The following is a 19,412-nucleotide window of genomic DNA, read 5'->3' as shown; positions in this document are numbered from 1 at the left end:
AATTATGTTTATCGTAGATTCCCATTGCCATTTAGATGCATTGGATTATGAAAATTTACACAAAGATATTGCTGATGTAGTGGCTAAAGCCAATGCACGAGATGTGAAGCATTTACTCGCTATTGGCGTGACATTAAGCCGTTTTGAAAAAGCTTATCCTGAGTTAGCCAAATTCCCAAATGTGTCTTTGGCTTGTGGTGTGCATCCACTAGATCTTGAAGAAGAACCTTACGATGCTGAGCGTTTACTGCGTTTAGCGCAAGATAAAAAAGTGATTGCAATTGGCGAAATCGGTTTAGATTATTATTACAGCGCGGATAATAAAGCGTTACAGCAAACGGTTTTTGCGGATCAAATCAGCGTTGCTAATGAAGTGGATAAGCCCGTGATTATTCATACGCGTTCAGCGCCAGAAGATACCATTACCATGTTGCGTGAGCACCATGCAGAAAAGTGCGGTGGATTAATTCATTGTTTTACAGAAACCTTGGATTTTGCGAAAAAGGCACTTGATTTAGGTTTTTATATTTCTTGTTCGGGCATTATTACCTTTAAAAATGCGGAAAGTATCCGCGAAGCTATTCGTTATGTGCCGGCAGATCGTTTGTTGGTTGAAACAGATTCCCCTTATTTAGCGCCGGTGCCTTATCGTGGCAAAGAGAACCAGCCTGCTTATACACGTGAAGTTTGCGAGTATGTGGCGACGTTAAAAGGGCTATCAGTAGAAGAATTTGCGCAAATTAGTACACAAAACTTCGAGCGTTTATTTAAAATTAATGTACAATAAATCATCGATTTAAATGAGAGAGTTTTATGCGTAAGTTTTTTAAGTACTTTTTATTTTTAGTGGTCTTTGTTTTCCACGGCTTTATGTTCGCTGTGGTGGACTACGTTTTCCCACACTATGATGTGACACGAGTAACGGGTGTGGAAGTGAAACGTGTGGATAAAGATGGCCCGATTACAAAATCGAATCCGGCTGATGGTCCAACGCGCGATGTGTATTTCATCAATACACAAAATGATGATGGCAAAATCATGGTGTATCGTAATGAAGATACCCGTTGGAGTTTTCCATTTTATTTTAAATTTGGTTCAGCTAATTTACAGGCTCAAGCTCAGGCTTTCGGCAATGAAAATAAATTAGTACAAATCAAATATTATGGTTGGCGAATGACGATGTTTGATGAATATCGTAATGCCGTTTCGGTGAAAGAAATTAGCGGTGATATTACACCAAGCCATCCAATTTTATCTTGGGTATTCTATGCATTCCTATTAGTTACCCTTTTCCTTTCAGTACAATTTGTGCGCGGCTGGTTTGACAGCGAAAATTAGCGTTTCTTAAATAGGGCGTCATAGAACGCCCTCACAATTTAATAATAACATTTCAAACCTAAAAACTAGCGGTAAATTGACCGCACTTTAAAACCAATAAAGAGAACATTATGAGCTTATCTGCAGCGATCTTTATTTTAATCGTATTAATTATTGTCAGTGCAATCTTGTCATCAGCTGAGATTTCTCTTGCGGGTGCGAGACGCATTAAATTACAAACGTTGGCTAATGAAGGTAATATCCAAGCGGAGAAAGTCTTAAAGTTACAGGAGCAGCCAGGACGTTTTATTACTGTGGTCCAAATTGGACTCAATATGGTCGCTGTACTTGGAGGGGTGATTGGTGAGGCAACAATTAGTCTTCACTTACAGAGTTTTTTACATGAATACACCAAGGCAGAATGGGTTGAGCCAGCCTCCTCTTGGATTGCTTTCTTCATGGTAACAACAACATTTGTTTTATTAGCCGATTTAATTCCGAAACGTCTCGCATTGATTAATCCTGAAGGTGTGGCTTTACGGACTATTGGCATTATGCAAGTCTTCATTTTCTTCTTAAAACCTATTGTATGGTTTTTTGATGGTCTTTCTAATATCTTCTTTCATTTAATGGGGATATCCACTAAGCGTGAAGATAATATGACACCAGAGGATATCGTGGCAATAGTGGAAGCTGGGGCTGAAGCGGGGGTGTTAAAAACACAAGAGCATTATTTAATTGAGAATATCTTTGATATGCAAGAGCGGACAGTCTCTTCCACGATGACAACCCGTGAAAATATCGTGTTTTTAGACCGCACTTTCTCCCGTCAGGAAGTGTTGAATACCTTATCAGCAGACTCTCATTCTAAATTAGTGATTTGTGATAATGGTTTGGATAAGATCTTAGGTTATGTGGAATCTCATACTTTATTAACACTCTATCTTCAACAGGAAGTAGTGGATTTAACCGATAGCCGTTTATTGCGTAAAGCGTTATTTATTCCAGACACGCTTTCGTTATACGAGGTATTGGAGTTATTTAAATCTACGGGTGAAGATTTTGCCATTATCGTCAATGAATATGCACTTGTGATGGGTTTAATTACCTTGAACGATGTGATGAGTATTGTGATGGGCGAATTGGTTTCCAACGAAGAAGAGCAAATCGTCAGTCGCGATGAAAACTCTTGGTTGATTGATGGTGCAACGCCGCTCGAAGATGTTATGCGTGCTTTAGATATTGAATCTTTCCCTGATTCAGAAAATTACGAAACTATCAGTGGCTTTATGATGTATATGTTACGCAAAATCCCGAAAAAAACCGATTTTGTGTTATACGATAAATATAAATTTGAAGTTATTGATACTGAAAACTTCAAAATTGATCAAATTTTAGTTTCTATTGTCAAAGACAGCAGTGTAAGCAAAGAGTCGGCGTAGTACTAGGCGTTGCCTTGCTTAATCCCTCATTCTAAGTATAATTAACAGCAGTTTTAACCTCCTATAATAAGGAAAATTTAATGTTTAAAAAAATCTCGGTATTCTTTGTGGCAGTAATGCTTGCAGGTTGTTCTTCAATTTCAGATATAACCTCTTACATTCCGTTTATGGGTAAAGACAAAAAGGTCATTGATTTAGATAAAGATAAAATCGACCAAAAATCTTATGCAGCTGCTTATGAAGCCACTGTGGCAACTTATAAAGATCGTGTAACAAAAAATTTCTTTGTAGATAATTTTGCAAGTGGAGCAAATGACTGGTATCTCGGTCGTATTGTTGTTCCAATCAAACAAATTCAAGATAAACTTTACACAGGTGGTCATGATTCTGATGTGTATGCTTATTACAGTGGTGTGTTACATGCAGAAGCATTACAAACCAACTTCAGCCGCTTAAGCGCGAATTGTTGGCAAAAAGTTGATTCACCAAGTTTGACACAAGGGATCTACGATGCAATGCGTGATTTGCAAAAAGGCAAAGAGCGCGGTGAAAATGACGCTTACATTTCCCAAGGTAGCGAAATGCTACTCAAAGCCTGTACCGGCCAATAATCAATTTGAGCTGTTGATGAGCGATCTCATCAGCAGCTTTTCTTTTTTAAAATCATCAATGTGAAGGAGCAAGAATGTTAGAACTTTCGGAAAGCAACATTCATTTAAATGCTACAGCAACAAATAAGCTGCAAGCTATTGAAATGGCTGCAAGTGCGTTAGAGCAAGCTGGTAATGTTGAACAAGGCTATTTGCAAGGCATGCTTGGACGTGAACAACAAACCTCCACTTTTTTAGACAATGGGATTGCGATTCCACACGGTACATTAGAAACCCGTTCGATGGTGAAAAAAACTGGTGTACAAGTTTTCCAATTTCCACAAGGTATTGAGTGGGGAGAAGGCAATATTGCTTATGTTGTGATTGGTATTGCTGCCCGTTCTGATGAGCATCTTGCTTTACTTCGTCAATTAACGCATGTTTTAGGTGATGAAGACACTGCAGCACAGTTAGCGAAATTAACAGATGTTGAAAAATTCCGTGCTATTTTATTAGGCGAAAGCGATGCTTTTAGCATGACTGAAGAAACATTAAGCTTAGATATTGAAACGCAAAGTTTGCTCACACTTACTGCTATCAATGCAGGCAAATTACAACAGCAAAATGCGGTTGAAAATAGCTTTGTTTCTGAAGTAGTCTCCAATTCTGCTCTGCCACTTGGCAAAGGGTTATGGGTAACCGATGCCGTATCAGGTAACTTGAAAAATGCGTTGGCATTCAGTCGTGCGAAAACCATTTTTAATCATAATGGCAAAGCGGTGAAAGGCGTATTGACGATCTCGGCTGTTAGTGACCAAATCAACGAGACATTAGCACGTTTATTGGATGATGAAGTCCAAAATATTTTATTAAGTGGTAATACGCAGCAAATTTTGACCGCACTTAATGGCGGTAAAGTGCCGGCTTCGCCAGCTACTCAATCTGAAGACCAAATCGCGACAGGTACAGTGATTGGTACCTTTACGATTCGTAATGAACATGGCTTGCATGCTCGCCCAAGTGCCGTACTTGTTAATGAAGTGAAAAAATTCGCCTCCAAGATTACCGTACAAAATCTTACTCGAGAAACCGCTCTGGTTAGTGCAAAAAGTTTAATGAAAATCGTGGCATTGGGTGTGACTCAAGGTCATCGCTTACGTTTTGTGGCAGAAGGTGATGATGCAAAACAAGCCATTGAAGCCTTAGGTAAGATTATTGCGAGTGGGCTTGGCGAAGCGGTCTCTACCGTGCCACCAGCTGAACCGGATACCATTGAAGTAAGCAGTGAGCACGCACCACAAATTCACGAAGAAAAAACAGGTTTACCAGCCGATGCCATTGAAGCCGTATTTATGATTCGTAATGAACATGGTTTACATGCTCGTCCAAGTGCGGTACTGGTTAATGAAGTGAAAAAATACAATGCGTCTGTTGCGGTACAAAACTTAGATCGTGATAGCCAATTAGTCAGCGCAAAAAGTCTGATGAAAATTGTGGCGCTCGGTGTCGTGAAAGGTCATCGCTTACGTTTTGTGGCGAGCGGTGAAGAAGCTCAACAAGCGATTGACGGTATCGGCGCAGTCATTGAAAGCGGTTTAGGTGAAGGTAAGGAGTAAGTGATGGCAAAAGTAGCAACAATTACCTTAAATGCCGCTTACGATTTAGTCGGGCGTTTGTCGCGTATTGAAATCGGCGAAGTGAATACTGTTGAAACACTTGGTCTTTTCCCTGCCGGAAAAGGCATTAATGTTGCCAAGGTGTTGAAAGACTTGGGCGTAGATGTCGCGGTTGGTGGCTTCTTAGGTGAAGACAACGTGGGTGATTTCGAAACCCTATTTAAAAAACAAGGCTTAGAAGATAAATTTCATCGCGTAGCAGGTAAAACTCGCATTAACGTAAAAATTACGGAAACCGAAGCTGATGTGACAGACCTAAATTTCTTAGGTTATCAAATCACCCCAGAAGCTTGGCAGCAATTTACAGTAGATTCATTAGCGTATTGCCAAAACTTTGACATCGTTGCGGTTTGCGGCAGTTTACCGCGTGGTGTCAGTCCTGAATTATTTGCAGATTGGCTTAATCAGTTACATCAAGCTGGTGTGAAAGTCGTATTAGATAGCAGTAATGCTGCACTCACAGCAGGTTTGAAAGCCCATCCTTGGTTGGTGAAACCAAATCATCGTGAATTGGAAGCGTGGATTGGTCACCCACTAAATTCTCTTGATGAAATTATTGCTGCAGCTAAAAAACTTAAAGCAGAAGGCATTGCTAATGTGATTATTTCGATGGGCGAGAATGGTTCTTTATGGCTGAATGATCAAGCTGTTATTCAAGCTCAACCACCTAAATGTGAAAATGTGGTGAGCACTGTAGGCGCAGGCGATTCTATGGTGGCTGGCTTAATTTTCGGTATTGAAAAAGGCTTGTCTCAAGCGGAAACTTTAGCGTTTGCAAGTGCTGTTTCTGCTTTTGCTGTTTCGCAAAGTAACGTGGGGGTGAGTGATATCGCCTTGCTTGAGCCAATTCTGGCGAATGTCAAAATTTCTGTGATTGAAGGATAATGTAATGAATTTGTTTTTAACTCAATCTCCGCAAATTGGTGCGGCAAAAGCCTATTTACTTCGCCAAGCATTGAGCGTGGCAGCGAAAAAAGCCAATCATATTGTGGTTGAACAAGCCAAAGAGGCGGATTTAGTGATTGTTTTCGGATCTAGTTTGCCAAACTCTGCTGAACTTGTGGGCAAAAAAGTCTTTTTAGCCAATGAAGATGTGGCGATTGCTTCACCTGAAGTAATGCTTACGAATGCACTCAATCAAGCAGTGGATTATGTTCAACCTACTCAAAGTGCAGTTGGATTTGGCGGCGTTTCTGGCGTTAAAAATATCGTCGCGGTTACAGCTTGTCCAACGGGTGTTGCGCATACCTTTATGTCTGCTGAAGCCATTGAAACCTATGCGAAAAAACAAGGTTGGCAGGTAAAAGTCGAAACGCGTGGACAAGTGGGCGCCGGTAATGAAATTACCCCTGAAGAAGTCGCTGCGGCAGATTTAGTCTTTGTTGCGGCGGATATTGATGTGCCGTTAGATAAATTCCAAGGAAAACCGATGTATCGTACGTCGACTGGTTTAGCGTTAAAGAAAACGGCACAGGAATTTGATAAGGCATTTAAAGAAGCGAAAATTTATGAAGGTGGCGCAGCAAAATCTTCTGCTAAATCAGAAGAAAGCGGCGAGAAAAAAGGCGTCTATAAACATTTGATGACAGGTGTATCACACATGTTGCCGTTGGTGGTTGCTGGTGGTTTGTTAATCGCGATTTCCTTTATGTTTGGTATCGAAGCCTTCAAAGATGAAACGATTTTCCATGGTATTCCAAAAGCCTTAATGGATATCGGTGGTGGTGCAGCATTCCATCTAATGATTGCAGTATTTGCCGGCTATGTGGCTTTTTCTATCGCAGACCGTCCAGGGCTTGCGGTAGGTCTCATTGGCGGTATGTTAGCCACCACAGCGGGTGCTGGGATTTTAGGTGGTATTATTGCCGGTTTCTTATCGGGTTATGTGGTGAAAGGGTTAAATGCAACCATTAAATTGCCGGCAAGTTTAACTTCCTTAAAACCGATTTTAATTCTACCGCTCTTTGGTACTTTGATTGTCGGCCTCGCCATGATTTATGTGATTAACCCACCGGTTTCACAAATTATGACCACCTTAAGTGATTGGTTGAAATCCATGGGTGAAGTTAATGCGATGGTGTTGGGTGCGATTATCGGTGCGATGATGTGTATTGATATGGGGGGGCCAGTAAACAAAGCAGCTTATACGTTCTCCGTGGGAATGTTGGCCTCTCAAGTTCACACCCCAATGGCCGCCGCTATGGCAGCAGGTATGGTGCCGCCAATTGGTATGGCGATTGCAACTTGGATTGCACGCAGTAAATTTACCAGCAATCAACGTGATGCAGGTAAAGCTTCTTTTGTCTTAGGCTTATGCTTTATCTCTGAAGGCGCATTGCCGTTTGTGGCTGCCGATCCATTACGTGTGATTATTAGCTCGGTTATCGGTGGTGCAACTGCTGGCGCAATTTCAATGGCATTAAATATTTCTCTGCAAGCACCACACGGTGGTTTATTTGTGATTCCTTTTGTTTCTGAACCATTACTCTACTTAGGTGCAATTGCAATAGGTGCATTATTAACTGGCGTGATTTATGCGGTGATTAAGCCAAAAGTGACAGAATAATCGATTTTTTCGATTAAAAAGTGCGGTAATTTTTAACCGCACTTTTAATTTATCAGGTATAATTACAATGATTTAGGGAGGAATTATGGATAAGTATAATAAACTCCGCATTGAATGGGATTGTCGTCGAGGCATGCTTGAGTTGGATAAAATTATCATGCCTTTTTATAAAGCGCATTTTGACCAACTGACTGATAATAAAAAAGATATTTTTATTCGTTTACTTGCCAGTACGGATTTACAGCTTTTTTCGTGGTTTTTTAATGGCAGTCAATCAGAAGATGCTGAAGTGCAAGCGATGGTTGAATATATCCAGGATGTGCAGAAAACGAACGTTCGTTAATTTTTTGAAATTTTTTATACATAAGGAACTTTTCAATTTTAACTCTGTCTGATAAAGCAACAATAGCTTGCTGTCTTGAATATATGAAGGCGTGTTAGACGTAGCATAGGAGATATATGGCTGAACAGCTAACAGATCAGGCTTTGGTAGAAAGAGTGCAGCAAGGCGATAAAAAAGCCTTTAATTTATTGGTTTCTCGTTATCAAAATAAAGTAGCCGGACTTTTAACCCGCTACATTTCTCATAACGACATTCCAGATGTTGTACAAGAATCCTTTATTAAGGCTTATCGTTCCATTGAATCTTTTCGGGGCGATAGTGCATTCTACACTTGGCTATATCGAATTGCCGTAAATACGGCGAAAAACTACTTAACGGCACAGGGGCGCCGTCCACCGAGCGAAGATATTCTGGCTGAAGATGCCGAAGGCTACGATGTGGGAACCCATTTACGTGATGTAGATACCCCTGAAAATGAAATGTTATCTAGCGAACTTGAAAAAGTGGTATTTGATACTATTCACAGTTTGCCGGAAGATTTAAGAACCGCGATTACTTTGCGTGAGCTTGAAGGTTTAAGTTACGAAGAAATCGCAGAAATAATGGATTGCCCAGTAGGCACTGTACGTTCTCGCATTTTCCGTGCTCGGGAAGTGATTGAGAACAAAATACAACCGCTTATGCAACGTTAAAATAAAGTCGGAGTTTATAAAATGCAAAAAGAGTTACTTTCAGCCTATATGGATGGAGAAGAAGTCAGTGCCGAGTTGACGGAACAACTTTGTCAGGATAAAGATTCACAAGAATCTTGGGCGGCATATCACACCGTAAGAGCAGTAATGCGTAAAGAGTCACCAGTGTTGCTAGGTGCTGATTTTACGGCGAAAATGGCTGATTTAATTGAATTAGAAGAAGTAAAACATGTTGAGATTACTGTTTCTCAACCAACACCGGAGGAAGCCGATAGCTTACCATTCGTGCAAAAATTAAAAGCATTCTTTGCACCAATGACACAAATTGCGGTGGCTGCAGGTGTGTGTTTAGTAGCAGTAGTAGGTGTACAATCATTTAATGCGAAAAACACCTCGGTTACACCTGAAAACCCAGTTTTACAAACCTTGCCATTTAACAGTTCTGTTCAAGAAGTAAGTTACAACGCTCCGACCAAAGATGTAGCCACTTCGGAACAGGTTGAGCAGAAAAATCGCCGTATTGGTACGATGTTGCAAAACTATGAATTACAGCGTCGTATGCATGCAGATAGCTTAAATGTGGGTAGCAACCAAGCGAAATAATTACAGCAATTAATCGATAATTCACCACCTAGGCGTGGTGAATTTTTTTATGGATCAATTGATTTATTTATGAAAAAAACGTTTCTCAAATTAACCGCACTTTTAGGATTATTCTTATTGCCTTTTACGGCATTTGCAGAAGAGCCAATCCAGTCATTAAATAAAATGTCGCAAGCAATGCGGGATTTAAATTATGAGATTGCTTTTGTGCAAACTACGCCAACGAATATGGACTCGTTCCGTTATCGTCATATTAAGCAAGGGCAAAAAGTGTATGCACAATTGGTGACATTAGATGGTGAACAACAAGAAATCATCCAACGCGGTAATTTAGTCAGCTATTTCCAGCCAGGTTCAAGTGCTTTCACAATTAACAGTGGTGAAATTGTGGATGCACTACCTGCAGTAATTCGTACTGATTTTAGTAAGCTTAGTCAGAATTATGATTTTATTAAGCTTGGAAAAGACCGAATTGCAGGACGATTTGTCGATACCATTCGCATTGTGCCAAAAGACGATTTTCGCTATCAATATCTCATTTTCTTAGATGAAGAAAATAGTTTGTTATTGCGTGGTGATATGCTTGATCGCGAAGGTAAGTTGCTTGATCAATTCCGTGTGGTCACGTTATATATCGATAATCGTCTACGAGGTTTAACAGATTACCTTAATAAGGTGTCAGTGCCACCACTTTTAAGTGAAGGGAAACAAGAGTCATCGCTTTCAATCAATTGGAAAACTGATTGGTTACCACAAGGTTTTGATTTAGTTCGACAAAATCAAGATGTGATAGATGGTGAAGTGATTGAAAATGCGTTATTTAGTGATGGTCTTTTCACTTTCACCCTTTATGTCAATAAAGCCGACAGCACCGCTGCAAAAGAAAATACGTGGAAACAAGGGGCTTATACGATTTACAGTGAAGTAATGGGCGATAAAGAAATTACCTTTATCGGACAGCTTCCAATTGCCGCTGCTAAGCGAATTGTGCAAGGTGTAACATTCCTAAAATAATTCACTAGAAGTGAGAAAGTTGCTATTTTATGTCCCCTTGCTATACTTTCTTCACCTAATGGATTTTGATAGCTAAACCCCGTCTTGCGGGGTTTTGTTTTATCAAGTGCGGTCATTTTTCTTAAGGTTTTTACAATGAATAATCCCTTTCCTCTTCTTGGCATCACTGGTTACAGCGGTAGTGGCAAAACCACATTATTGGAAAAATTACTTCCTCAATTAATCAAAAAAGGTCTACGTGTTTCAGTCATTAAACACAGCCATCACAACGCTCACGTGGATAAAGAGGGCAAAGACAGTTGGCGCATGAAAGAGGCGGGGTCTGCGCAAGTTATTATGGCTTGTGATACTCGTTGGGCATTAATGACAGAAACCCCTCAAGCGCCGGTTTCTTTAGCTTATTTAAGCCAACAATTTGATCGTCATTTAACGGATTTAGTTTTGGTAGAAGGATTTAAACAAGAACCTATTCCAAAGATTCTATTGCATCGACAAGAGATGACAAAACCTTTGCCGGAATTAGATGAAAACGTGTTGGCTTTAGCAACAGATTATTCGCTTGAAACTGACCGCACTTTATTAGATATTAATCACATTGAACAGATCGCTGAGTTTATTTATCAATGGTGGAAAAAGACGCAGTAATAGAACGCCAGCATTATAAAGGGCTGGCTTGGGTAGCTTCCATGGCTTTGTTTATGCAAAGCTTGGATGCGACTATTTTAAATACTGTCTTACCCACCATTGCAACAGATCTGCAAACCCCTGTCTTTGAAATGCAAATGGCGATTATCGCCTATTCTCTTGCCGTAGCCTTATTTATTCCTTTAACTGCTTGGGCGGCTGCTAAATTTGGTACACTTACGGTTTTCCGCTCCGCTGTTTTTACCTTTGTATTCGGTTCAGTCGCTTGTGCGATGGCCACTTCTCTCGAAACTCTTGTGCTTGCACGGATTCTTCAAGGTATTGGCGGTGCGTTTATGATGCCGGTTGCTCGCCTTGCGATTATTCAAACCGTACCGAAAAATCAATTAATTAATGCCTGGAATTTAATGGCGACAGCGGGATTGATTGGCCCGATTCTTGGTCCGATTTTAGGTGGTTGGCTTGTGGTACATACATCATGGCATTGGATTTTCTTAATCAATATTCCGATTGGCATGTTAGGCTTTTGGGCTGCGGCTAAAGTGATGGGCAATCATAAGGGTAATGCGAATAAGTTAGACTGGACGGGCTTTTTGCTCTTTGCGTTTGGTTTAGTTGGGCTCACTCTTGGGCTTGATTTACTCGGAGAAAGTCACCGTGACAATATGACCACATACAGTGCATTGTCGGTTGGTATTGCATTATTGGTCGCCTATTATTTTTATGCGAAAGGTAATGAACGTGCCATTTTGCCGTTATCTCTTTTCAATACAAGAACATTCCGATTAGGAATTGCAGCCAATATCTTTATTCGTCTTTCTGGCTCAGCTGTGCCGTTCTTATTGCCATTAATGTTCCAACTTTCCTTTGGCTATTCAGCTGAAGAGTCAGGCTGGTTGCTTGCACCCATTGCGCTAATGTCCGTCGTATTTAAACGCTTTATTGGGCATATTTTAAATATGCTAGGTTATAAAACCACACTAATTTTATCGTCACTTTTAATGGCAGCCTCGACGGTTTCAATGTCATGGCTTGATACCTCATCATCAACGACATGGATTATATGTAATCTGATGTGGTACGGTGCCTGCATGTCGATGATTTTTACCTCAATTAACACTCTTACCGTTGGCGACCTATCACAGGCACAAAGCGGTGTAGGCTCAACGGTGCTGAGTATTGTGCAACAAGTAGGAATCGGATTTGGTATCGCTGTGGCATCTATTATTTTGACGTTATATCGTCAATTCATGGGTAACGACGGCGATGCATTACAACATGCTTTCAGTTACACGTTTCTGACCACTTCTGTTTTTGCTATTGCATTAGTTTGGATATTGAGTTATTTACGCAAAACAGACGGGGATCATTTGCGAAAAAAACGCTAATATTAAATGCCTTAGTCTAATTTGTTATAAGAAAGATCTTTTTCTTATTTCTTAAAAGTTTGATTTGCTTATATCTTAAGTAAAATTTTATATTCATGTTTGGGTGTTTTGCCCGATTAAAGAAGGAAAACTTATGAAATTAAAAGCGACCTTAACTCTTATTGCAGCTAGTTTGTTTTTAGCAGCTTGTGATCAATCTGGTTCTGCGACAAAAGAAAATGCAAAAGCAGAAACAGCAAAACCTTCAGGTAATAACACATTTGTGTACTGTACAGCGAAAGCACCACTTAGCTTTAGCCCAGCATTAGTAATGGAAGGTACATCTTACAATGCGAGTTCACAACAAGTATATAACCGTTTGGTTGAATTCAAAAAAGGCTCTACAGATCTTGAGCCAGCCTTGGCTGAAAGCTGGGAGATCAGTGACGATGGTTTAACTTATACGTTCCATCTACGTAAAGGGGTGAAATTCCATACGACAAAAGAATTTACGCCAACACGTGATTTTAATGCGGATGATGTGGTCTTTTCTTTCCAACGTCAGTTAGATCCTAACCACTCTTATCACAATGTATCGAAAGGGACTTATCCGTATTTCAAAGCGATGAAATTCCCAGATTTATTAAAATCAGTTGAGAAAGTGGATGACAACACCGTTCGTATCACCTTGAATAAAAAAGATGCGACTTTCTTAGCAAGCTTGGGTATGGACTTTATTTCTATTTACTCAGCTGAATATGCGGATGCGATGTTGAAAGCTGGCAAACCAGAAACGATCGATAACAAACCGGTAGGTACAGGTCCGTTTATTTTTGTGGATTACAAAACTGACCAAGCGGCACAATACGTAGCGAATGAAACCTATTGGAAAGGTCGTACACCGCTTGATCGTTTAGTCATCAGCATCGTACCAGATGCGACTACGCGTTATGCGAAGTTACAAGCGGGTTCTTGTGATTTAATTTTATTCCCGAACGTGGCGGATTTAGCCAAAATGAAAACTGATCCGAAAGTACAGCTTTTGGAACAAAAAGGTTTGAACGTGGCATATATTGCATTCAATACAGAAAAAGCACCGTTTGATAATGTGAAAGTACGCCAAGCATTGAACTATGCGGTAGATAAAAAAGCAATTATTGAAGCGGTTTATCAAGGTGCGGGCACTGCAGCGAAAAACCCACTACCGCCAACAATTTGGAGTTATAACGACGAAATCCAAGATTATCCGTATGATCCAGAGAAAGCGAAACAGCTTTTAGCGGAAGCAGGTTATCCAAACGGTTTTGAAACGGACTTCTGGATTCAACCAGTAGTGCGTGCGTCTAACCCAAATCCAAAACGTATGGCTGAACTAGTGATGGCAGACTGGGCGAAAGTTGGCGTAAAAGCAAATCCAGTCACATTTGAATGGGCTGACTATCAAAAACGTGCTAAAGCAGGCGAATTAACGGCAGGTATCTTCGGTTGGTCAGGTGATAACGGTGATCCGGATAACTTCCTTTCTCCATTACTTGCAAGTGCTAATGCTGGTAACTCAAACTTTGCTCGTTTCAAAAATGCAGAATTTGATTCCTTATTAGATAAAGCAATTGGCTTAACGAATAAAGAAGAACGTGCAGCGCTTTATAAACAAGCACAAGTGATTTTCCATGAGCAAGCACCGTGGATTCCAGTTGCGCACTCTGTTGGTTTCGCACCACTTAGCCCTCGCGTAAAAGGCTACGTACAAAGCCCATTCGGCTATGATGCGTTTTATGGCGTGAGTGTTGATGGTAAATAATTAACGGACTATACTAGCCCTTGCAGTTGCAAGGGCTTTTTGTTTTCAAGCAAAAGGAGAAAGAAAATGGACTTACATGATATTCGTGAGGATTATTGCAAACAGGCGCTTTCTCAGCATGATTGCGATCCCAATCCAATAAAACAATTTGAAAAATGGCTCAACGAAGCGATTACGGCTAAAGTCAATGAGCCGACAGGTGTTAATGTCGCGACAGTCAATGAAGAGGGGCGTCCAACAAGTCGAATGGTGCTGTTGAAAGAAGTGAACGAACAAGGCTTCGTATTTTTCACGAACTATCACAGCCGAAAAGGTCGCGCCATAGAACATCATCCTTTCGTCGCCCTGACATTCTTTTGGCCTGAATTAGAACGTTCTGTTCGTATTGAGGGCAAAGCCGAAAAAATCTCGCCTGAACAATCAGATGAATATTTTGCAACGCGCCCTTACACCAGCCGAATTGGCGCTTGGGCCAGTGAGCAAAGTGCGGTCATTTCTAGCCACAAATCTTTATTAGCAAAAGCCGCGTTGATTGCAGCAAAACATCCATTAAATGTGCCACGCCCACCACATTGGGGTGGCTATCTTGTGATTCCTGATCGCATAGAATTCTGGCAAGGTCGCCCAAGTCGTTTACATGACAGAATTTGTTATTTATACAATGAGGGGAAATGGGAAAGAGAGCGGTTATCGCCGTAAGTTTCTTAAAAACATTCAAAAAAAACAACCGCACTTTTTTGGTAAGTGCGGTTAGGAGTGCGGTATTCTACAGTATATTTTAGATTTCTTGTTTTAGTTTCTCAGAAGCGCGTTTTCTAAAGGCATCAAGAGTCGATCTCACACTTTCCTCGTCATACATTTCAGATAAATCTAAAGATTCACCATAGATTTCGTATTCAATTTCACTTGATTTATTTTGATAGGGTGTAGCTTTACCAAACTCTGGATATTCGAAAATTTCCCAAACATCACGATACCAATTATTTTTTCTTTTATATTTTATACATTTATAAATATAGATTTGGAGCTCGCTTTTACTATTAATAGGGGATAGATCACCATCATTATTTTCATCAGAAGCTATTTCTATACTAAAGACTAAATCATTTGGCTTAATGTGATTTTGCCATTCTTCACCAGCAGGAATGCTATGAGTTTTATGCAGTAATAAGGTTAAGTTCATCATTGGTAAAAATTGCCAACCAATACCATCCCCAATATTATAAATTTTATGCATAGAAACAGGGGCCAAGGAATTTGGTATTGACTGGGAATAATGTTCAATATCTAGTTCTTTTTTTATGAAGGTAATTAATTCAATAATTCTTTGTTGATAATCAGCTAGCAATCGGTAGGCCTTTCTGACATCTTGTAGAATAAGGTTCATATCATTTTGGTTCATTAGCATTCTCCTAGAAAAGAGGGAAATTTTTCATGTGTTAAATTAATGGGTTTTAATTGAATCCATGTGTTTTTTTGCTTAATTAATTGAGGGTATTCAGTATAAGTAATCTTTTGTTCTTTTAATTCTTTTAGCCATTGGTAAGGTTTATAACGAATATCATGCCAATCGTAGGCTTCCCTAATATCGCTAAGTAGCCTTTGTAGAAATTGAGCTTTGTCTTCTTTTATAGCCTGCTCTAAAGTCAAATAAATGTCTTGCCAGCTTTTAACATATAATTGATAAGTGATTTCAAGATTTCTAGCTTGTAGTATATCGTCTATTTGTTTCTTTAATTGTTTCTTGTTTTTGGCACTATATTCATGCATTCCACCAACAGTTAGTAAAATAGGATCGTTTATTTCATTGTTATAAGCAGCCTGAATTTCATTAGCGAGTTGATACGCGTATTGTTGCTGGGTATTATCGTATCGTTTGGCTTCGACAATAATGGTTTGTTGCATTTGATTAAATAAGACGACATCGGGCTCGATTCTGGCGTTATTTATTTCCCAATATGGCCAGAATTCTATTTCGTATAAGTGACCAAAATCATAACCATTAAGAAGATTTTGAATAAATAGGCTAAATACTTCATCGGGTAAATAAGCTATTCTTTCAAAAACACTTGATGTCAAAATATCCTCTGCTCCTTGCGTTTCTCCTATTTTTAATCTGGTTCCGGCTAGTCCACTACCTGTCTTCTTCCCATGTAATATTGCCGACAGCATTTATTTTTCCTTTTAATTCATTATAGAGAACTGCAAGCTGTAGTTTCTGCAAAATATTATCTATATGTCTTTTCAGATCTAAACCTTTGGCTTTAGGTTTTTTCTTTAACCTTGAGTAATATATCTCATGCAAAGTAACCGCACTTTGACTTCTCAACCAAAGTGCGGTTAATTTTTATCTTATTTTTATTTGCCGATGATTTCTGATAAATCAACTTTGCGGTTTTCGTAACGAGAACGAGTACATGCATCGGCAGTAGCGATAGCCGCACGAGCAGCTTCACCGGTGAGTAATTTTGCAAATTCCTCAGTTGGTTCCATACCATGAAGAATATCGTTTAAATAACGCATTTCTTTTTTCATGATAGAACTCAACCAGAGCGGTGTGCGTTTGCCTGGTTTACCGTATTGAATCGCACCGTCCATTTCTGTGCTGTTGTAAATACGGGTGCGGTCATCATCTTCTTCTTGGGTTTCGTGAATGAGGAAATAGGTGTCTTTTCCATCCACGCGAAGGGTGCCTTTGGTATTGTACATATCAAGTTTGATCGCACCTTTTTCCCCTTGAATTAATACATAATGCTCACCCCAACGGAAAGCGGAACCCCATTCTAGAACTGCGAAGCGATTATCATCGTATTCCATGGTGACAAAAATCATATCGTCTTCATCACCGAATTTTTCGCCTTTGTGTGCAACATTGGCGGCTGCCATGGTAACGGTTTTTGGCATGCCACCCATAATGAATTGTACGCAGTCTAATTCGTGAATATGGTGGTATAAGTGACCGCCAGATTTTTCACGGATTTTTTTCCATGAAATGGTTGGTTGTTGTTCTTCCCAGCCATTACGTGCGGTGTGGCAATAAAGCACTTTACCGATCACGCCTTGATTGATTAATTCTTTGGCATGGTGAACACCGTTAAAGAAGTTCATCACGTGGCCAGCCATAAAGGTAACGCCATTTTCTTCGCAAGCGCGGACCATGTCGTCACAGTCTTGATAACTTAAGGCGATTGGTTTTTCACAGAAAACGTGTTTTTTGTTTTTCGCTGCTAGGATTACCGGTTCTTTGTGTAAGTAGTTTGGAGTGGCGACAATTACGCAATCCACCTCAGGGGAAGTGACTAATTCTTCAAGCGATTTTGCCGCTACGCATTGTAATTCTTTCGCAATGGTTTCACCATTTTCAGGGTCGTATACCATGGTAATCTGTGCATCATCAAATTCATTCATGAAACGGGCTAAATCCGCACCAAAATAGCCAACGCCAACAACACCATATCGCATCATAATAAACTCCTTATTTTTTCACTGAGATTTGTTTTTCCGTTACCATGGATTGCTTCGCTGCTTCTGCAACTTCGATGGCTTCAGTTAAACATAGACTTAATGGGCTGGTTTTTCCTTGCGTTAAGTGCTCTACCACGCTTTGCACTTCGATTTCAGCCGCTCGGCTTAACCAAAGTTGGCAAGGTGCGTGGGTGACATTATATTGCTGTGTGCCTTTGGCACTTTCGCGTAAAGATAAATCAGCCTCAAATTCATCAAATAAATCAACGTGTTCTATTTTTCCATCTAGATAATTAAATGTGACACTTGAGGTAAAGAAATTGACTTCAATCACACCGTTTTCACCATGAATTTGAATGCCCCATTGGTGTAATCGATAAGCTGTGCCCATTTCGAGCGAGCCTAACACGCCATTTTTAAAACGTAATAGCAACTGCAACACATCACGGCTGTCTGGCGTATCGTGATGCGCTTGATTAGCCGCTTGAGCAAAGACCGCCTCAATATCGCCTAATAACCAACAGAGTAAATCCAGTTCGTGAATAAGGTGGAAAAGCTCGCCGCCCGTAAGATTGGCATCTAATTTCCACCATTCTTTGTTTGGTAGATTTTCAATCCAACGCTGACGCATGGCACGAGCTACCGTAATGCGGCCTAATTTTCCTTGTTCTAAAGCCGCTTTGACTTTCAACATGCCAGGTAATGTACGTTCTAAATGGCCCACAAAAATGAATTTGCCTTTTTCTTCGGCAAGACGGCGTAAATGTTGGCCTTGAGAAGAGCTTAAGGTAAAAGGCGTTTCAATAAAGACATGACAGCCAGCGTTTAACGCCAAAATAGCCGGAGAATAATGGGCGTAGTTTGGTGTGGCGATAACCACTAAATCAGGTTTGGTTTCAGCCAACATTTCTTCCACACTAAAAAAGGCTTGGCTGCCGTATTGATCTGCAAGTTTTTGTGCAAGAGAAGGATTGATATCGGTCACCGCAATTAAGTTTGCTTGGGCTTTATCAAATGCGGAAGCCAACTGAACGCCAAAAAAGCCGCAGCCGATTAAGGCAATGTTTAGTCCATTAGTTTGCATCATGCCCTCCTTGTTGTAAGCGTTGGCGAATACTTTGGAAATATTGCAAGATCGCGCGTTGCATGCGTACCAAATCATGTGCTTCTACCGCATCAATTAATTCACGGTGTTGCATGGCTAATTTTTCAGGAGAAAGTGTTGGTGGCGGTAGGCCTTTTTCTACTTGCTGATAAATTTGCCAAAACGCATCTAAATACTGAATCAGTAACGGGTTATTTAATGGTTCATAAAGTTTTAAATGAATGTGGTACTCATCTTTAGGCGAAAATTTTTGCTCACGGGCATTTTTTTCCATATTGGCCACTGATTTTTGCAAAAGTGCGGTCTGTTCTTGGCTAATTTTTCCTAAAACCATCGGAGCGAAACCGTATTCCAAAATTTCCCGAATATCCAAAATATTAATCAGCTGATTATGATCATTATGTAAATTCAGCTGGGTGTGAAAGCTTAATCCACGGATCATTGGTACAAGAGAGGATTCACTCACAAAGGTGCCGACGCCATGGCGAATGTCTAAAATGTGTAGCGCCTCTAAAGATTTAATGGCCTCACGCAAACTGGAACGGCTCACACCAAGTTGTTCAATCAACTCATTTTCTGTTGGCATCAAATCGCCAGATTTAAGATTTTGTTTGATGATGAGTGATTTGATTTTATCCTGTAAAACGAGACTTGCTTCTTTTTTACTTGTTTTTTTCATTTCTGTTCTCATTTTCTAATCTATTTTCTGAATTTGTGATCCAGCTCTCATTCTCTTTAATTGACATAAGACATCATACGTCTTATCTTTATTTATGCAAGCAGAAA

The 19,412-nt window shown here is 40.1% G+C and carries 20 protein-coding genes; 15 read left to right on the top strand and 5 right to left on the bottom strand.

Going from position 1 to position 19,412, the window contains the following annotated elements; all coding sequences use genetic code 11:
• The first annotated feature begins 4 nt into the window (after nt 1-4).
• The 15 genes from RDV53_RS03790 (at nt 5) to pdxH (ending at nt 14,755) form a co-directional block, all read left to right on the top strand.
• Nucleotides 5-787, top strand: a complete 783-nt coding sequence (locus tag RDV53_RS03790; protein WP_005694910.1) for a YchF/TatD family DNA exonuclease — start codon at nt 5-7, stop codon at nt 785-787.
• Nucleotides 788-813: 26 nt separating this feature from the next.
• On the top strand, nt 814-1,338 hold the full coding sequence (locus RDV53_RS03785; RefSeq protein ID WP_005694909.1) for a DUF1523 family protein: 525 nt from the start codon (nt 814-816) through the stop codon (nt 1,336-1,338).
• Between the two features lie 110 nt (nt 1,339-1,448).
• The gene (gene paeA, locus RDV53_RS03780) at nt 1,449-2,759 is read left to right on the top strand and encodes a polyamine export protein PaeA (protein WP_005694908.1); all 1,311 of its coding nucleotides are present in this window, start codon (nt 1,449-1,451) and stop codon (nt 2,757-2,759) included.
• A gap of 80 nt (nt 2,760-2,839) precedes the next feature.
• Nucleotides 2,840-3,370: an HI_0449 family lipoprotein gene (locus RDV53_RS03775; RefSeq protein WP_005694907.1), complete on the top strand. Its 531-nt coding sequence runs from the start codon at nt 2,840-2,842 to the stop codon at nt 3,368-3,370.
• Nucleotides 3,371-3,444: 74 nt separating this feature from the next.
• Nucleotides 3,445-4,965, top strand: a complete 1,521-nt coding sequence (gene fruB / locus RDV53_RS03770; protein WP_005694906.1) for a fused PTS fructose transporter subunit IIA/HPr protein — start codon at nt 3,445-3,447, stop codon at nt 4,963-4,965.
• A 3-nt stretch (nt 4,966-4,968) separates the two neighbouring features.
• Entirely contained in the window at nt 4,969-5,910 is a 942-nt protein-coding gene (fruK, locus tag RDV53_RS03765; RefSeq protein ID WP_032822496.1) for a 1-phosphofructokinase, read from the top strand.
• Nucleotides 5,911-5,914: 4 nt separating this feature from the next.
• The gene (locus RDV53_RS03760; RefSeq protein ID WP_032822497.1) at nt 5,915-7,591 is read left to right on the top strand and encodes a fructose-specific PTS transporter subunit EIIC; all 1,677 of its coding nucleotides are present in this window, start codon (nt 5,915-5,917) and stop codon (nt 7,589-7,591) included.
• Nucleotides 7,592-7,676: 85 nt separating this feature from the next.
• A complete protein-coding gene (locus RDV53_RS03755; RefSeq protein ID WP_005694903.1) occupies nt 7,677-7,934 on the top strand; it encodes an FAD assembly factor SdhE in 258 nt (85 codons plus the stop codon).
• Between the two features lie 116 nt (nt 7,935-8,050).
• Nucleotides 8,051-8,626 carry an RNA polymerase sigma factor RpoE gene (gene rpoE / locus RDV53_RS03750; RefSeq protein ID WP_005694902.1) on the top strand — a complete coding sequence of 192 codons (576 nt, stop codon included), beginning with the start codon at nt 8,051-8,053 and terminating at the stop codon, nt 8,624-8,626.
• Nucleotides 8,627-8,647: 21 nt separating this feature from the next.
• A complete protein-coding gene (locus RDV53_RS03745) occupies nt 8,648-9,229 on the top strand; it encodes a sigma-E factor negative regulatory protein (RefSeq protein ID WP_005694899.1) in 582 nt (193 codons plus the stop codon).
• A gap of 69 nt (nt 9,230-9,298) precedes the next feature.
• Nucleotides 9,299-10,243, top strand: coding sequence for a sigma-E factor regulatory protein RseB (gene rseB, locus RDV53_RS03740; RefSeq protein WP_005694898.1), 945 nt, complete (start codon nt 9,299-9,301; stop codon nt 10,241-10,243).
• 135 nt (nt 10,244-10,378) lie between these two features.
• Nucleotides 10,379-10,888: a molybdopterin-guanine dinucleotide biosynthesis protein MobB gene (gene mobB / locus RDV53_RS03735; protein ID WP_005694897.1), complete on the top strand. Its 510-nt coding sequence runs from the start codon at nt 10,379-10,381 to the stop codon at nt 10,886-10,888.
• The gene (locus RDV53_RS03730; protein ID WP_005694896.1) at nt 10,867-12,276 is read left to right on the top strand and encodes an MDR family MFS transporter; all 1,410 of its coding nucleotides are present in this window, start codon (nt 10,867-10,869) and stop codon (nt 12,274-12,276) included. The genes mobB and RDV53_RS03730 overlap by 22 nt, the downstream gene beginning before the upstream one ends.
• A 133-nt stretch (nt 12,277-12,409) precedes the next feature.
• Nucleotides 12,410-14,056: an ABC transporter substrate-binding protein gene (locus tag RDV53_RS03725; protein WP_032822498.1), complete on the top strand. Its 1,647-nt coding sequence runs from the start codon at nt 12,410-12,412 to the stop codon at nt 14,054-14,056.
• A gap of 66 nt (nt 14,057-14,122) precedes the next feature.
• Nucleotides 14,123-14,755 carry a pyridoxamine 5'-phosphate oxidase gene (pdxH, locus tag RDV53_RS03720; protein WP_005694894.1) on the top strand — a complete coding sequence of 211 codons (633 nt, stop codon included), beginning with the start codon at nt 14,123-14,125 and terminating at the stop codon, nt 14,753-14,755.
• A 79-nt stretch (nt 14,756-14,834) separates the two neighbouring features.
• On the opposite strand, the gene RDV53_RS03715 is transcribed toward pdxH, so the two are convergent.
• The 5 genes from RDV53_RS03715 to RDV53_RS03695 all read right to left on the bottom strand — a co-directional run bounded on the left by RDV53_RS03715 (nt 14,835) and on the right by RDV53_RS03695 (nt 19,305).
• Complete coding sequence (locus tag RDV53_RS03715) at nt 14,835-15,458, bottom strand: PM0109 family protein (RefSeq protein WP_032822499.1); 624 nt, start codon at nt 15,456-15,458, stop codon at nt 14,835-14,837.
• Nucleotides 15,458-16,228, bottom strand: coding sequence for a hypothetical protein (locus tag RDV53_RS03710; RefSeq protein ID WP_005694892.1), 771 nt, complete (start codon nt 16,226-16,228; stop codon nt 15,458-15,460). The genes RDV53_RS03715 and RDV53_RS03710 overlap by 1 nt, the downstream gene beginning before the upstream one ends.
• A gap of 186 nt (nt 16,229-16,414) precedes the next feature.
• Nucleotides 16,415-17,521, bottom strand: a complete 1,107-nt coding sequence (locus tag RDV53_RS03705; protein WP_005694891.1) for a Gfo/Idh/MocA family protein — start codon at nt 17,519-17,521, stop codon at nt 16,415-16,417.
• Between the two features lie 10 nt (nt 17,522-17,531).
• On the bottom strand, nt 17,532-18,605 hold the full coding sequence (locus RDV53_RS03700; RefSeq protein WP_032822500.1) for a Gfo/Idh/MocA family protein: 1,074 nt from the start codon (nt 18,603-18,605) through the stop codon (nt 17,532-17,534).
• Entirely contained in the window at nt 18,595-19,305 is a 711-nt protein-coding gene (locus RDV53_RS03695) for a FadR/GntR family transcriptional regulator (RefSeq protein WP_014064422.1), read from the bottom strand. Before RDV53_RS03695 ends, RDV53_RS03700 begins: the two co-directional genes overlap by 11 nt.
• Nucleotides 19,306-19,412: the final 107 nt, after the last annotated feature.

This window comes from Haemophilus parainfluenzae ATCC 33392 (assembly GCF_031191205.1).
GTDB lineage: Bacteria > Pseudomonadota > Gammaproteobacteria > Enterobacterales > Pasteurellaceae > Haemophilus_D > Haemophilus_D parainfluenzae.
Note: the sequence above shows the minus strand (reverse complement) of the source record. Positions and strands in the feature narration are given on the sequence as shown.

What these genes read in the sequence shown, in the direction of transcription:
- RDV53_RS03790 (WP_005694910.1), top strand. Translation starts at nt 5, where the DNA reads ATGTTTATCGTAGATTCCCATTGCCATTTAGATGCATTGGATTATGAA.
- RDV53_RS03785 (WP_005694909.1), top strand. Translation starts at nt 814, where the DNA reads ATGCGTAAGTTTTTTAAGTACTTTTTATTTTTAGTGGTCTTTGTTTTC.
- paeA (WP_005694908.1), top strand. Translation starts at nt 1,449, where the DNA reads ATGAGCTTATCTGCAGCGATCTTTATTTTAATCGTATTAATTATTGTC.
- RDV53_RS03775 (WP_005694907.1), top strand. Translation starts at nt 2,840, where the DNA reads ATGTTTAAAAAAATCTCGGTATTCTTTGTGGCAGTAATGCTTGCAGGT.
- fruB (WP_005694906.1), top strand. Translation starts at nt 3,445, where the DNA reads ATGTTAGAACTTTCGGAAAGCAACATTCATTTAAATGCTACAGCAACA.
- fruK (WP_032822496.1), top strand. Translation starts at nt 4,969, where the DNA reads ATGGCAAAAGTAGCAACAATTACCTTAAATGCCGCTTACGATTTAGTC.
- RDV53_RS03760 (WP_032822497.1), top strand. Translation starts at nt 5,915, where the DNA reads ATGAATTTGTTTTTAACTCAATCTCCGCAAATTGGTGCGGCAAAAGCC.
- RDV53_RS03755 (WP_005694903.1), top strand. Translation starts at nt 7,677, where the DNA reads ATGGATAAGTATAATAAACTCCGCATTGAATGGGATTGTCGTCGAGGC.
- rpoE (WP_005694902.1), top strand. Translation starts at nt 8,051, where the DNA reads ATGGCTGAACAGCTAACAGATCAGGCTTTGGTAGAAAGAGTGCAGCAA.
- RDV53_RS03745 (WP_005694899.1), top strand. Translation starts at nt 8,648, where the DNA reads ATGCAAAAAGAGTTACTTTCAGCCTATATGGATGGAGAAGAAGTCAGT.
- rseB (WP_005694898.1), top strand. Translation starts at nt 9,299, where the DNA reads ATGAAAAAAACGTTTCTCAAATTAACCGCACTTTTAGGATTATTCTTA.
- mobB (WP_005694897.1), top strand. Translation starts at nt 10,379, where the DNA reads ATGAATAATCCCTTTCCTCTTCTTGGCATCACTGGTTACAGCGGTAGT.
- RDV53_RS03730 (WP_005694896.1), top strand. Translation starts at nt 10,867, where the DNA reads ATGGTGGAAAAAGACGCAGTAATAGAACGCCAGCATTATAAAGGGCTG.
- RDV53_RS03725 (WP_032822498.1), top strand. Translation starts at nt 12,410, where the DNA reads ATGAAATTAAAAGCGACCTTAACTCTTATTGCAGCTAGTTTGTTTTTA.
- pdxH (WP_005694894.1), top strand. Translation starts at nt 14,123, where the DNA reads ATGGACTTACATGATATTCGTGAGGATTATTGCAAACAGGCGCTTTCT.
- RDV53_RS03715 (WP_032822499.1), bottom strand. Translation starts at nt 15,458, where the DNA reads ATGAACCAAAATGATATGAACCTTATTCTACAAGATGTCAGAAAGGCC.
- RDV53_RS03710 (WP_005694892.1), bottom strand. Translation starts at nt 16,228, where the DNA reads ATGCTGTCGGCAATATTACATGGGAAGAAGACAGGTAGTGGACTAGCC.
- RDV53_RS03705 (WP_005694891.1), bottom strand. Translation starts at nt 17,521, where the DNA reads ATGATGCGATATGGTGTTGTTGGCGTTGGCTATTTTGGTGCGGATTTA.
- RDV53_RS03700 (WP_032822500.1), bottom strand. Translation starts at nt 18,605, where the DNA reads ATGCAAACTAATGGACTAAACATTGCCTTAATCGGCTGCGGCTTTTTT.
- RDV53_RS03695 (WP_014064422.1), bottom strand. Translation starts at nt 19,305, where the DNA reads ATGAAAAAAACAAGTAAAAAAGAAGCAAGTCTCGTTTTACAGGATAAA.